Genomic DNA, 14190 nt, shown 5'->3' on the forward strand with positions numbered 1-14190 from the left:
CCCCGGCCCGCTTCTGCTCTCTGGTCGCCGCCGCAGCCAAAAGGGTTGCCGAGGTCCGCACGCAAGCGATCGAAACTTTTCGCCACCCTCACCACCTCCACATCGATTGACACACCGTCCCCAACTGGTGACACTCCGGGAGCAGTTCAATCAACAGAATCCATCAGACTCCGACAGGATGTGTCATGCGACGCCGCACCGCCCGCACGCTCCTGATCCCCCTGTTCGCCCTCCTGCTGGGCCTGCTCGCGGCACCGCCCAGCCCCGCCGCGCAACCCGGAGCACCCCACGTGAACCAACAGAAGTACGCCGGCTATCTCTTCGCCTACTTCACCGGCGAGGGAACCGCCGACGGGGAGCAGATCCGCTATGCCCTCAGCCGTGGCAACGACGCCTTGCACTGGCGGGAGTTGAACGCCGGAAAACCCGTCCTCACCTCCGACCTGGGTGAGAAGGGACTGCGCGATCCGTTCGTGATCCGCTCCCCCGAGGGCGACAAGTTCTATCTCATCGCCACCGACCTGAAGATGTACAAGAACAGCAGCGGCAGCTGGGACTACGTCCAGCGGCACGGCAGCAAGTCCATCATGATCTGGGAGTCCACCGACCTGGTCCACTGGACCGACCGACGGCTGGTCGAGGTCGCCCCCGACAACGCGGGCAACACCTGGGCCCCGGAGGCCTATTGGGACGACGCGCTCGGCGAGTACGTCGTCTTCTGGGCCTCCAAGCTCTACGCCGATGACGATCCCGATCACACCGGATCGACGTACAACAAGATGCTGTACGCCACCACCAAGGACTTCCGCACCTTCAGCGAGCCGAAGGTCTGGGACGACCCCGGCTACTCGGTGATCGACTCAACGGTCATCAAGAACAAGGGCAGTTACTACCGCTACACCAAGGATGAGCGCGACCCCACCTCGTCCAGCCCCTGCTCGAAGTTCATCACCGTGGAGAAATCGACGTCTCTGACGAACACGAAGTACGACTTCGTCTCCGACTGCGTCGGCAGCGGCTCGATCGACCGCGGCGAGGGACCGACGGTCTTCAAGTCCAACACCGAGAACAAGTGGTACCTCTTCATCGACGAGTACGGCGGCCGCGGCTACGTCCCCTTCGAGACGACCGACCTCGACTCCGGCAAGTGGACCATGTCGACGGACTACCAGCTGCCCGCGAGCCCACGGCACGGCACCGTCATGCCGGTGACCCAGGCCGAGTACGACCGGCTGCTCGCCGCGTATCCGCACACCGGGACCTCCGTCGTGGACGCGACGGCGCACGGGCAGAAGGGATACGCGGTCGTCACCGAGGCCGCGTCCAAGGTGGTGCTGCCGATGGAGCCCGGAGCGGACCTCTCGCGGCTCGCGCCGAAGCTGTGGGTCGGCGAGGGTGCCGAGCTCAGCCCCAAGTCCGGCACGCGCCGCGACTTCCGGGAGCCGCGGACGTACACCGTGACGGCGGCGGACGGCACGAGCCGGACGTGGACGGTCGAGGCGGTACCGACCCGAAGTCCCGTCCTTGCGGGCCTCAACGCAGACCCCGACGTCCACTACCTGGACGGCCGGTACTGGATCTATCCGACGACGGACGGCCACCCGGGCTGGAGCGGGACGAGCTTCAAGGCCTACTCGTCGAAGGATCTGGTGCACTGGAAGGACCACGGGGTGATCCTCGACCTGGGGCCCGATGTGGCGTGGGCGGACAAGAACGCCTGGGCACCCGCGATCGCCTCGAAGAACGGCAAGTACTACTTCTACTTCTGCGCCGAGCAGCAGATAGGCGTGGCCGTGGCGGACTCCCCGGCGGGTCCCTTCACGGACGCCCTCGGCAAACCCCTGGTCGCCAAGGGGCAGTTCGCGGGCCAGATGATCGACCCGGCTGTCTTCACGGACGACGACGGCCAGGCGTATCTCTACTGGGGCAACGGGCACGGGTACGTCGTGCCACTGAACGACGACATGGTGTCGTTCGACGCGACGCAGGTGAAGGACATCACCCAGACCGGCTTCCGTGAGGGATCCTTCGTCGTCAAGCGGCAGGGCACGTACTACTTCACGTGGTCCGAGGACGACACCCGCAGCGAGAACTACCACGTCGCCTACGCGACGGGACCGTCCCCACTCGGCCCGTGGACCAAGCGGGGCACGATCCTGTCCAAGCGCCCGGAGTACGGCATCAAGGGCACCGGTCACCACTCCGTGGTGAACGTCCCCGGTACGGACGACTGGTACATCGTCTACCACCGGTTCGCCCTGAACGGCCCCGGGAAGCCGGGCGGGGACGGCACGCACCGGGAGACCACCGTCGACCGCCTGGAATTCGCGGCCGACGGGACGATTCTGCCGGTGGTGCCGACCCTGGAGTCGATCCGCCCCGTGCGGACCGACCGTTCCTGAGGAGGCTCAGCTGACGAAGTACGTCGGGTTCGGGAGCTTGTACGTCTTGTCGGCGTAGCCCCCTTCGAGGTCGGAGTACTGGTCGCCGAAGTTGGCGATGACCTCGTACCCGAGGGACTCGATGTGCTTGCGGGTGCCGGACTTGTACTGCACCGTCGTGCAGTTCCAGGCGGCGGCGGTGGCGCAGTCGCTCAGGTACGCGGGCGGGTTCGCCGCGTCCTTGAGGAACATGTGGTCGGCGTCGAGGTTGATGTCGGCGCCGACCTTCTTCAGGTTCTTGACGGCATCCGCGCGCTGCGACTCCTTCAGGCCCGAGTTGTAGAAGACCTCGACACCCTCGGACTCGGCGTACTCGACGAGTGCGGGGGTGCCGAAGACGGCCGGGCGGTCGGCCTGAGCCACGTACGCGGCCCAGGAGGCGGAGTTGTACGTGTAGTTGGTCTTCTTCTCGTAGTCGAGGGAGAGCAGCAGCGTGTCGTCGATGTCGAAGACGACCGCGGGCTTCTCGCCGTGGTGCCGGGCCTTGTGCGCCGCCTTGTCGATGTAGCGCCTGGCGTCGGACTCGAGGCGCGCCAGGTCCTTGGCGTACTGGCTGTCCGCGGACGCCTGGTACACGCCGTTGCTGTCGAGCGTGGTGCCGTAGTAGGTGTCGATGTCCTTGACCAGGAGCCCGATGTTGTACGGCTCGTGGGTGGAGTTCGCCGTCGACTGGCCGGCGGTGGCTACGCCGGTGCCGTAGAGGGCGCCGCCGGCGACGACGCAGGCGGCGCCTATGGCTGCCGCTCTGAGGGACTTCCGCATGGATTCTCCGGTATCTGGGTGTGGTGGATTCCGCACCAGGTCACGGACTGTCTACGCGCATCACGTGCGCTGTGCGAGGGCCTTTATCCGATCGATACCTCACCCATGGAAAAAGAGAAGCGGGCCGGTGCTCCGGCCCGCTTCCGTCTCTCTGGAAGAGGTCAGTTCATCGTGGCGCCGATGGTCGTGGATCCTGTCGTCAGGAACGTGGTCGCGGGCAACGAGCCGTCCGACTTGCGGGAGTTGTACGTGGTGGTGGCGTCCGTGGAGACGAAGGACGGGGTGGAGATGCCCGAGTCCCAGTTGTTGCCCAAGGACGTGGCCGAGGAGCCCTTGGAGACCGCCGCGCTGCCGTTGCTCACCGCCAGGTTCTTGCCGAGCTTCGCGGAGCTGGTCGCGAAGTAGTAGCCGTACTTGCCGTTGGCGTACGCGGTGGTGCGGTTGATGACGATCGACCCGATGTTGGAGTTCTCGGTGAAGCCGTTGCCCGCGTCGTCCCAGGCGGCGGAGTTGTTGAGCACGTGCCCGACCACCTCGCCGTCGCCGCCCAGTTTGTAGCCGTTGCCGTCGCCCGCGAAGGCCGAGTCGGACCAGCGGTTCTTGCCGTTGCCGAAGGACCAGGTGTGCTCGATGGTGACGGGGGACGAGAAGGACCAGAGGTCGATGCCGTCGTCCGAGTTGTGGTACAGGCGGGCGCCGGTGATCAGATTGCCGGTGCCGGAGCCGAACTTCACCGCGACGCCGTCCGCGTTCTCGCCATGGTTGGCGGCGTCGTAATTGCCGTAACTGTCGATGTTCCTGACCGTGTTGTTGACGGTGCCGTCGCCGGTGAGCGTGAAGCCGGAGTCGCCGCCGTTGATGGTCTTGATGTTGTTCCAGTTCGTGCCGGTGCAGGACTGGCAGACGACGGCGCTGTCCGGCGAGTTCTGGAAGGTGATGCCCGAGACGTTCCAGTAGTCGGCCGTCAGCTTGAAGATCCAGTCGCCCGACGGCAGGGACGAACCGTCGATCTTCACCGTCTCCGAGCCGTAGGCCTGGAGGGTGACCGGGTTCGACGAGGTGCCGTTGGCGGTCGACTGGAGCGTGGCCGTCGGGTAGTACGTGCCGCCGCGCACCTGGATGACGGTGCCGGCGGTCGCGTTCTTGACGGCGCTGGTGAGGTCGGCTGTGGTGCTGACGACGACCGTCGCCGCCTGGGCCTGGCTGGGCAGGACGGCGAGTCCGCCGCCGAGCGCCAGGGCCCCGGCGGCGATGAGAGCGGTACGACGAGACATAGGAGTGCGGTCCTTTCGTCGATTCCTTCGGGGGATGTGCTGTTTTCTCCGCCGGACTTCAGGGGCGCCAGTCGCCGAGATACGAGGCAGGGGTGTGCGACTGCGCCTCGGCGTCCGTGAGCTGGGGCCGGTTCTCCGGCATGGTGATCTCCGCGCCGGGGCCCGTGTTGCGGTACTCCCGAAAGCGCATGGACTGCCAGGGGTAGGCCTCGCGCATGTCGATGTACGGCGTCACTGCGTCGATGCCGGGTCCGAGCCGGGTCTCCCTGACGACGAGCGAGGGCCAGGCCGTGGTCTCGTACGACGGGACCCACGGCCGGGCGATCTTGTAGGCCCCGTCCTCGGCGCCGGAGGTGACCTGGCTGCGTACCGCCAGGAAGCCGTACGGGTTGGCCCGGGCCGTGGACGGGGCGAACACCATCCCCTCGGGCTTGAACGCGACGTCACGGTCGAGAGTGTGGAAGTGACAGCGTCCGAAGACTGCGGTGGCCCGGCCGAAGACGAAGTCGACGTCGCCCTCGATGTAGCAGTCGCGGTAGTACTGGCGGGCGAAGCTGCCGAGCGCGATGGAGTCGGCGTACAGCGTGTCCTGGTGCCCGAGGAAGCGGCAGTGGTGGAACGCCGAGCGGTCGCCCTGCACCTTGACGGCGACGGCCTGGGTGCCGGTGATCTCGGGATGGTCGGCGCGCAGCCAGTCGTTGGCGAAGGTGATCCAGCGGGCCGTGAAGCCGTCGGTGCGCACGGTGGTCGTGGCCGAGCCCGTGGTGCCGTAGGTACCCGAACCGTCGGGCTTTCGGGTGCCGTTGGCATTGTCGTACACCACGACGACATCGCGCGGATCTTCGGAGGCGCCGATCCAGGTCATCCCGGTCCCCGCGGGGCCGGGCAGGCCCGTCGCCGGGTCGATCACTCCTACGGAGACCGTCTCGCGGTACACGCCGGGCGCGATGACCAATGTGTATCCCTCTCCGGTGGCGGCACTCACGGCGGCCTGGACGGTGGTGTGGTCACCGGCACCGTCGGGATGGACGTACAGCGTCCGCTCGGTGAGGCGTGCCGACGGCGAACCGTAGCGCCCGAAGGGGGATCGCTGTGTGGCGCGGGCGGGGGCCGCGAGCCCGAGAGCCAGCGCGGCTCCGGTGCTCGCGACGACGAACGCCCTTCTGCTGATCGGTAGTCGGGCCGTCATGGTCAGCAGATCTTTCCGGCGCCCGCGCGGTGGTCGACGATCCCCGGCACTGCCTTCGGCGGGTCGACTTGGGTCCGCAGGGTCGGCGTCCACCCGGCGCCCGACTGGAGCGTCTCGGCCGGGATCTCGGCGTTGTGCACCGCGATCAGGTCGGTCTCCGTGCCGTTGACGTAGTTGTCGTCGGCGGTGACCGGCGCCTCCTTCCATTTCTTCAGGACCTTGGCCGCGCTGGTCCCGTCGGGCAGCGTGAACGCGTTGTGCTCGGCGACGAGTTGGGACTCCGTACCGATGCCGAAGCTGTAGGAGTACGTGGAGTCGGCCACGAAGTGGTTGTTGTAGGAGTCCACTTGGCCGAAGCGGACGCGCGGCGCGCGCTCGACGAGGCCGGTGAACAGGTTGTGGTGGAAGGTGACCTTCAGGTGCCCCCGGTCGACGGCGGCGGTCGACGCGCTGTCGCTGTTGCCGATCAGGATCGTCTTGTCGTGGTCGGCGAAGACGTTCCAGGAGGCGGTCACATAGTCCGCGCCCTTGACGACGTCGAGTTCGCCGTCGTGCTGCTCGTAGATCCGGCCGTAGTACGTCGGCAGGGTGCTGTCCGGGTGGTCCCCGTCGGTGAACGTGTTGTGGTCGAGCCAGACGTGGGTGGCCCCGTACACCACCGCGCTGTCGTACTCGGAGTTCCAGTTCCCGGTGTCGCCGTCGGTCGGGTCCCACTGCGGAAAGCAGTCGAGCGGGCTCTCGATGGCGAGGTTGCGGACGATGACGTTGTCGACGGCCTTGATCTGCAGGCTTGCGCCCTTGAAGCCCGCATTCTCACCGATGCCGACGATGGTGGTGTTGGCGGGGACGAACGCCTTGATGGCGGCGTCCTGGTGGGCCGCGGAAGCGGCGCGCAGATCCTCCTGTTCGCCACTGACCACCTTGTCGTAGCCCCAGACCGCCGGGTCGTAGTCGGCGAGGTACCGGTCGAAGTCGTAGCCGGGCTCGGCGAAGGTGGCGCAGCCCTCGGCGTTGGCGTCGATCGTGCCCTTGACCTTGATGATCTTCGCAGCGGTGCCGCCGTCCGCCAGGGCCGCCTTGAACCCGTCCCAGGTGGTGACGGTGTAGACGTGCGCGGCGTCGGCGGCCGAACCGCCGGTGGTGCCGGTGCCGTCGGAGGCCCAGCCGTCGCCGGCGGCGAGGGTCTGGCGGGTGAGGTCGCGAGGCCGGGCCTGGGCGGTGGTGCCGGTGACGGTGAGAACGAGGGCGGTGCAGCCGATCAGCGCGGCCGCTCGCGTGCCGATTCTTGTGACGTGCCCATGCCAAATCTGTGTCTTCATTGTGCGGCTCTCTCTTTCCATCGGGCCAGGAGGGGCGGTGAGGCGTCAGGCGGTCGGCCAGGTGATCCAGGACTCGGGGATCTCCTCGTCGAGCCGGCGCACGTCCCGAGGCGCGAGCACCCGGTGACGCAGCAGCCCGGCCGCGACGGGACGGGCCACGGCGATCGCGCCGGGCGGGTTGAAGTGCGTGTTGTCCTGCTCGGTCGCCGTCCAGTTGAAGTACTTCTTCGTCTCCTCGACGCCGAGCCGCTGCCACAGGGCGAGCGACAGGGCCTGGATGTCGAGCAGCGCGACGCGCTCGTCCTCGGCGAGGGCGCGCATCGCCGCCGGATAGTCGCCGTGGGTCGGCAGGGCGTTGCCGTCCGCGTCGAACTTTCTGCGCTCGACGGGTGTGGCCGGCACCGGCCGCGCGCCAAGGGCCCGCGCCCCGTCGAGGTACTGACGCAGACAGTCCTGGTACGTCGTCCAGGGCTCGGTGTAGCGGGTGGGGTCGGCGCTCTTCTCGTCGTTGTGGCCGAACTGGACGATCAGGAAGTCGCCGGGAGCGATCACTTCGAGGATGGCGTCGAGGCGCCCCTCGTCGATGAAGCTCTTCGAACTGCGGCCGTTCACCGCGTGGTTGGCGACCGTGATGTCCTTGCCGAGGAGGAACGGGTGCGCCATGCCCCACCCGGTCTCCGGGGCGGCGTCTGCATACTTCTGGGCGGCGGTGGAGTCGCCGGCGACATGGAGGGTGCGACCCCGCCGACCTGTGTGGGCCGAGGCGGGTGCCGCGGCGGCGGCGAGGGGCAAGGCGGCGAGGGCCGCCGAGGTGACCTGTCTGCGGGTAAGGGACACGGGGGTGTGCCTTTCAACAGGGGGTGGGACCCGCGCCGCGAAAGGGGCGCGGGTCTGTATCGACATGCGGCTCCGCCGCGGGGCGCGACCATCGACAACGGCCCCGCAGCCACACAGGAACCGAACCACCCGAGCTCTCAGTGGTTCTGCTTCCAGTCGGCCTGCGCCTTGTTCAACTGGTCCGCCAGCGTGTCCAGGAACGCCTTCGCCGACATCTTCCCGAGCAGCAGCTTCTGGAAGTTCGGCTCGTTGTCGGCCTTGGAGATGGTGTTCCAGTCGGGCAGGTAGTACGGCAGCCGCACGATCTTCGTGTCGGCGCCGTTCAGCGCCTGAGCCGCGAGCTTGGTGGGCTCCGCCTGCTGAATCCAGGCGTCCTTCGCAGCATCGGTGTTCGCCGGGACCTGCCCCGCGGACTCGTTGAACTTGGAGTTCTCCTCGGCCGAGACGGCGAACTCGATGAACTTCCAGGCGGCCGCCTTGTTCTTGCTGGACTTGAACAGGCTCAGCCCGTCGACCGGGTTGGAGATCTGCACGCGGGTGCCGTCGTCCATGGTCGGGTTGGGGATGCCCTTGAACTTGTCCGCGCCCAGCGCCTTCAGGTGGTCCTGGTAGGAGCCGAGGTTGTGGCTCAGCATGCCGATGGTGCCGCTGTCCCACTGGGCGACCATCTTGGTGAAGTCGTTGTTGAGGTCGGCGGACGGGGTGTCCTTCTTGTACAGGGCGATGTACTTCTCGAGGGCGGCCACGTTCTTCGGGTCGTTGACGGTGGTCTTGTCGCCGTTCCAGAACGAGGTGATACCGGTCTGGCCGTACACCGCGTCCAGGGCCGGCGCGATGGACCCCTCGCCGCCTCGGATGGTGAAGCCGAACTTGTTCTTGCCCTTGTCGGTGAGCTTGTCGGCGGCCTCGTAGAACTTCGACCAGGTGGTCGGCGCGTCCAGGCCGGCGCTCTTGAACAGGTCGGTGCGATACCACAGCGTGCCGTTGTTGGCGGAGGTCGGCACCTGGTACAGCTTGTCCCCGCCGCCCGCGGCCTTGCTGACGTCGAGCAGGTTCTGGCTCAGTTTGCCGTTCAGCGAGCTCTTCTCCAGCCGGCTGTCCAGTGGCTCCAGCGCGCCCTGGACCCCGATCTCGGCGAGCATGGCGGTACCCACGCCGCCGACGTCGGGCAGGCCACCGCCCTGGATGGCGGTGTCGTACTTGGACTGGGCGCTCGCCGCGGGGACTCCGACGTAGTTGACCTTGATGTCCGGGTACTTCTTCTCGAAGTCGGCGATGACCTGCTTCCAGATGTCGGTGCGGACACCGCCGTTGTTGTCCCAGAAGGTGATCTCGCCCTTGCCGGAGCCCTCGTTGCCCTTGCTCCCGCCCGAGCCGCTGCCGTCGTCGCCGCAGGCGGTGGCGGTGAGCGCGAGCGCGGAACCCAGGGCGACGGCCATCGCGGCACGCCTGCTTCTACGGATGCTGATCTTCATTGGTCGGCTCTCTTCTTCTGGATCCAACGGATGGTGAAGCAGTGGGGGTCAGTGACCGGCGTAGGGAGCCGGGTGGTCGGCGGGCAGGCTCAGCACGGTGCCGATCCGCTTCTGCGGGCCCGAGAACGCGCGCACCAGCGCGGGCACGGCGGACGCCGGGTCCAGCCGATAGGCGTAGAAGTCCCGCGGATCGAAGGCCGCGCCCCACTCGTCGTGCCGCCCGGTGGTGCTCTTCAGGATGGAGCCGCGCTGTACCAACTCCGCGGTGGCGTCGGCCTGGTAGGGATGCTGGACACCGTCGTAGTAGCTGTTCTCGATGACCATCCTGGTCCGGCCGCGGGACCAGTTGCCGTACGTCCAGACCGGGTCGCCGTCGGCCACCTGCGCCGACAGGTAGTTGTTGTAGAGGTGCGCGTAGGCGCAGTTGTCGGCGGACGGATTGCGCTGTTTGGTGCCCTCGAACCAGTTGTGGTCGATGGTGATCTGCGTCTTGACGTTGCTGGTCCAGCCGATGCCGAGCGCCTTGTTGTGGTGGCTGAAGTGGTTGTAGGAGACGGTGATGTACTGGCTGTCCTTGCGGATGTCGAGCAGGCCGTCGCCCATGTGCGTGAACCGGTTGTGATCGATCCACACGTGGTCGACGGTGTCCATCTGGATCGCGTCGAAGTCCTGCGTCTTGCCGTCCCAGTCGCCCTCGACGTAGGAGTCCCGGATCGTCAGATTGCGGATGATCACGTTGCGCGTACCGGGGGCGAGGTGCAGTTCCCCGTGGACGATCTCGCCGCTGTCGCCGATGCCGACGATCGTCTTGTTCGAGGTCACGACGATGTCGGAGCCGAAGGGTTCGACGACCACGGAGCCCGAGACCCGGATGACGTACGGCTCCTCGGCGGCCGCGTACTGCGCGAGCGAGGCCTGGTCGGTGACGGTGACGACCTTGCCGCCCGCGCCGCCGGTGGTGCCGCCGTCGAGGGAGGCGAAGCCGTGCGGCTGATCGCTCCAGCGGTCCGCGGCGGCCGACGTACGGGATTCCGGCGTGATGGCGGCCTTCGCCTGGCCGGCCGTCCCCAGGGCCAGCGCGGCGACCAGGCTCACGACGGCGGCCGCGGTTCTTCCGAGGCCCGGTCTCGGCAAGCGCTTGCTACGGAGGTGCGTCATTGCGGCTCCCAACAGGCGTACGGATGGCAGGAAGTGACCCTCAGGGGGTCTGCGAAGCGGTGATGCGGAACTGCGTGAACGAGGCCGCGCCGGCGTGTCCCGCGCCGGCGGGCGCGAGCGCGAAGAGGCCGAGCAGGGCGCCGACCCAGCGCCAGGGGGTGGCGGCGAAGACCTGACCGGAGGCCTGCCGGCCGCCGCCGACGTCGTACGAGAAGCGGCAGCGCGCCCCCGCGCTGATCTCGACCCACAGCCGCGCCCGCCCCTCGGTCGCCGGCTGCGGATGCGCGGCGTCGCGCTCCCTCCCCCACTGCTCTGAAGGCGTGGCGGGTGCCCCCGTGCCGACCGATTCGGCGAACCGGTGCACGAGCCGCACCGATCCGTCCGCCTCGCGCTGGAGTCCGATCCAGCTGAACGCGTCCCCGAGCACGGCGAGCCCCGCTCGCGCCCCCGGCTCAGCGCTGTCGAGTCGCAGCTCCACCGAGACGGTGACGGGGACGCCGGGCAGCCGCTGGGTGAGCACGTTCGGCAGCTTGCGCAGGTCGTGCGCGTCGACCGTCCGTACGCAGCTCAGCCGCAGCCCGTCCCCGGAGTGCTGGGTGGCCCAGCCGTCCTGCGGATTGGCCGTCCACTGCCACTGGCGCCCGAAGCGGCCGCCGGGGAAGTCGTCGTCGGTGGCGGGCGCGGACGCCGGCTGCGACGGCAGATCCGGCTTCTTGTGTACGGCGACGGGGGCGCCCTCGTTCCCGAGCACCGGCCAGCCGTCCGCGGCCCAGCGCATCGGCTGGAGGTGGACGACCCGGCCGTACGGACCGCGCTGCTGGAAGTGCGCGAACCAGTCCTCGCCGCTCGCCGTGCGCACCCAGCCGCCCTGGTGCGGGCCGTTGACCTCGGTGTCGCCCTGCTCCAGGACGATCCGCTCCTCGTACGGGCCGAAGAAGCCCCGCGAGCGGAAAGCGCCCTGCCAACCGGTCTCCACTCCCCCGGCGGGAGCGAAGATCCAGAACCAGCCGTCCCGCTTGTAGAGCTTGGGCCCCTCCAGGGTGAACCAGCCGGGGATCCGGTCCGCGTCGACGATCACCTTGCCCTCGTCGAGCAGTCCGGTGGCGTCGGGGCGCATCCGGTGCCCGGTCAGCCGGTTCTTCACGCCGGCGCGGGACCTGGCCCAGGCGTGCACGAGATACGCCTCGCCGGTCTCCTCGTCCCACAGCGGGCAGGCGTCGATGAGCCCCTTGCCCTCCTTGACGAGGTGCGGCCGGGTCCAGGGGCCCCGAATCTGCGGGGCGTTGACCTGGAAGATGCCGTGGTCGGGGTCGCCCCAGAAGATCCAGAAGCGGTCGTCGTGGTGACGCAGGGAGGGAGCCCAGACCCCGCAGTCGTGCCGGGGCTTCCTGAAGTCGTCTGCGGGCTCCAGACGTGGGAGGGCGTGTCCGACGAGCGTCCAGTTGACCAGGTCGCGGGAGTGCAGCAGCGGCAGCCCCGGGGCGCGGCCGAAGCTGGAGGCGGTGAGATGGAAGTCGTCGCCGACGCGCAGGAGGTCGGGGTCGGACCAGTCGGCGTCCAGAACGGGGTTGCGGTAGGTGCCGTCGCCGAGGTCGGCGCTGAAGGCCCTGTTCACGGACTCACCGCCTTCCGTACGAGGGCCGCGGCCTCGGCCCGGTCGAGGGCGCCGTCCGCGACGACGGTGACGACCCTGCGGACGAGCGTCTCCCCGGCCGGGATCGGCAGCCGGGCGTCGTGCGCGAGGGACGAGCCGACGCCCGGGTACTCGGCGGTGCGCACGAACCACGGATCGCGCCGCGTCGCCTCGGTGGCCCCGGCGAACACGAGCGTCCAGGTGGCACCCACGAGGGCGAGCCAGTCGGCGCGGGCGCCGTGGACCGCCTCCTCGCCCTCCGTGTCGGCGGTGAGGACGCGCGGCGCCTCGGCCTCCTTTCGGGCGCGCCAGAAGAAGCCGCCGTAGGCCGCGCCGGGCCGCCCGTTGGTGGCGGGACTGCCGATCGACAGCTCCTGATCGGTCGTGTTCGTGAGCGAGAAGGTGAAGTCCAACGCCCAGGCGAACTCGGTGAGTTCGGTCGCCCCGACCGTACGGCGCTCGCGCAGCAGCTCGCCGCCCGCGGCCACCCAGCGCAGCTCCTCCACGAAGCCGTCGGGGTCGCGCAGCTGGAAGGCGGTGTGCCGCTGGGCACCGTGGTTGTCGAGCTCGGTGGGCCCCTCGTCGCACACATAGGTGCGCCCGCCCCAGAAGTTGTGCCCCTCGACGTCGGGAACGGCGACACCGACGCCGAGGTGGTGTGCGTGGTCGGCGGGGCTGAGCTCGGTGACGGCCGTGCCGGCCAGGGTGGTGACGGGGTGCAGATGGGGACGCGGCGAGAGCCGGGGCGGCAGTTCCGGCCGGGTGATGTACCGGGCGACCGGTCGCCCCGCGATGCGCAGGACGAGTGACTCGTTGTTCATCGGGTGCTCACCTCGTTCAAGGCGCTCCAGGGGGCGCCCAGCTCGGAGTAGAGGGCGAGGGTTTCAGCGGCCGCCGCGACAAGCGCGTCGATGCCGCGGACCACCCGGCGGTTCTCACCGGGAAGAAGCTCCCAGGCCTCCTCGGGGAGCGCGACCGGGTCGGGCGCCTGCCGAATCGCTTCGACGACCTTCATGAAGGCACCCGTCGACTCGGGCGTGACGAGCAGCTCGGTGCCGTCCGTCAGATGCGCGACCAGGTTCTCCAGCAGGTCCGTCCGGCCGTACTCGATCTCCTGCGGGCCGTGCCCGGACCGCTGCACGAGCACGCGGTCCTGCTTGTACCAGAAGGTGATCCGCCCGCTGGTGCCGTGCACGACGACGTACGGCTCGCCGGGCCGCTCCGCGCAGAGCGTCGCGGCGACGGTGATACGGCTCGTCGCGGTATCGACGCGCACGCACGAGGTGTCGTCCGACTCGATGTCATTGGCGCGCAGCAGCTCGGTCTCGATCGCCGTGACGTCCTCGGCGCGGGTGGAACCGGCCAGCGCGAGGGCCGTGGCGACCGCGTGGGCGAGGGGGTTCGTCAGCACCCCGTCGACCACGTCCACGCCGTTCCGGCGGCGCTTGCCCGCCCACGGCGCACGCCGGTAGTACGCCTCGTCGCGCGCCCAGGCCCCCGCCCCGCCGATCCCGGTCACCGCGCCGAGCGCGCCCTGGGCGATCAGCTCCCGGATCGCGGGCACGGCGTGCGAACCGAGCGACTGGAAGCCGATCTGGCAGACGACTCCGGTCGAGGCGACCCCGTCCGCCATCCTGCGGAACTCCTCGTAGGAGGGCGCGGGCGGCTTCTCCAGGAGCAGGTGTACCCCCCTCTCGGCGGCGATCAACGCCAGGTCGGTGTGGGTGGGGATGGGCGTGCAGATCACGGCGATCGCGGGGCGCACGGAGTCCAGGAGGGCGCCGAAGTCGCCGGACTGCTCCGGCGAGCCGAGCCCGCCCAGCTCCTCTTCGGTGAGCGGTGACAGCTCGCAGACTCCCGCGAGCCGTACGAGCCCCTCGTCCTGGAGGCGGCGGATGTTGTTCAGATGCCAGCGACCGTGACCGCGCGCGCCCGCGAGGACGACGGGCACCGGGAAGGTGAAGGTCCGCGTGTTCATCGCACCCTCCCCGCGCCGCGCGCCAGGTCGTGGTCGGCCTGCTTGGCGCTGTCGATCACGGCCCCCGACAGGGCGACCACGGCTGCCACTTGCAGAGTGCGTCTCGTCCCTCGAAGAAGACGCC

10 protein-coding genes and 1 pseudogene are annotated in these 14190 nt (G+C 68.9%); 1 reads left to right on the plus strand and 10 read right to left on the minus strand.

Annotated elements, in window-relative coordinates:
- The first annotated feature begins 185 nt into the window (after nt 1-185).
- Nucleotides 186-2402, plus strand: a complete 2217-nt coding sequence (locus tag ACIBK0_RS10010; protein WP_399077588.1) for a family 43 glycosylhydrolase — start codon at nt 186-188, stop codon at nt 2400-2402.
- A gap of 6 nt (nt 2403-2408) precedes the next feature.
- Here ACIBK0_RS10010 and ACIBK0_RS10015 read toward each other — a convergent pair whose 3' ends face one another.
- From ACIBK0_RS10015 to ACIBK0_RS10060, 10 genes and pseudogenes are all read right to left on the minus strand, one after another.
- A complete protein-coding gene (locus tag ACIBK0_RS10015; RefSeq protein ID WP_399077591.1) occupies nt 2409-3203 on the minus strand; it encodes an HAD family acid phosphatase in 795 nt (264 codons plus the stop codon).
- 161 nt (nt 3204-3364) lie between these two features.
- Nucleotides 3365-4477: a chondroitinase-B domain-containing protein gene (locus ACIBK0_RS10020; RefSeq protein WP_399077593.1), complete on the minus strand. Its 1113-nt coding sequence runs from the start codon at nt 4475-4477 to the stop codon at nt 3365-3367.
- Nucleotides 4478-4535: 58 nt separating this feature from the next.
- Nucleotides 4536-5666: a pectinesterase family protein gene (locus tag ACIBK0_RS10025; protein ID WP_399077595.1), complete on the minus strand. Its 1131-nt coding sequence runs from the start codon at nt 5664-5666 to the stop codon at nt 4536-4538.
- A 2-nt stretch (nt 5667-5668) separates the two neighbouring features.
- Nucleotides 5669-6985, minus strand: a complete 1317-nt coding sequence (locus ACIBK0_RS10030) for a polysaccharide lyase family 1 protein (RefSeq protein WP_399077597.1) — start codon at nt 6983-6985, stop codon at nt 5669-5671.
- A 45-nt stretch (nt 6986-7030) separates the two neighbouring features.
- Complete coding sequence (locus ACIBK0_RS10035; RefSeq protein WP_399077599.1) at nt 7031-7822, minus strand: rhamnogalacturonan acetylesterase; 792 nt, start codon at nt 7820-7822, stop codon at nt 7031-7033.
- Nucleotides 7823-7959: 137 nt separating this feature from the next.
- Nucleotides 7960-9297, minus strand: coding sequence for an ABC transporter substrate-binding protein (locus tag ACIBK0_RS10040; protein ID WP_399077601.1), 1338 nt, complete (start codon nt 9295-9297; stop codon nt 7960-7962).
- 69 nt (nt 9298-9366) lie between these two features.
- A pseudogene (locus tag ACIBK0_RS10045) lies at nt 9367-10455 on the minus strand (polysaccharide lyase family 1 protein); the annotation flags it as partial.
- A 40-nt stretch (nt 10456-10495) separates the two neighbouring features.
- Nucleotides 10496-12070 (minus strand): family 43 glycosylhydrolase, encoded by a 1575-nt coding sequence (locus ACIBK0_RS10050; RefSeq protein ID WP_399077603.1) that lies wholly within the window; start codon nt 12068-12070, stop codon nt 10496-10498.
- Nucleotides 12067-12909, minus strand: coding sequence for a PmoA family protein (locus ACIBK0_RS10055; protein WP_399077605.1), 843 nt, complete (start codon nt 12907-12909; stop codon nt 12067-12069). Before ACIBK0_RS10055 ends, ACIBK0_RS10050 begins: the two co-directional genes overlap by 4 nt.
- Complete coding sequence (locus tag ACIBK0_RS10060) at nt 12906-14066, minus strand: Gfo/Idh/MocA family protein (RefSeq protein ID WP_399077607.1); 1161 nt, start codon at nt 14064-14066, stop codon at nt 12906-12908. Before ACIBK0_RS10060 ends, ACIBK0_RS10055 begins: the two co-directional genes overlap by 4 nt.
- Between the last annotated feature and the right edge of the window lie 124 nt (nt 14067-14190).

Origin of the sequence: Streptomyces sp. NPDC050564, assembly GCF_044457265.1 — a bacterium.
In the GTDB taxonomy this organism is placed as follows: domain Bacteria; phylum Actinomycetota; class Actinomycetes; order Streptomycetales; family Streptomycetaceae; genus Streptomyces.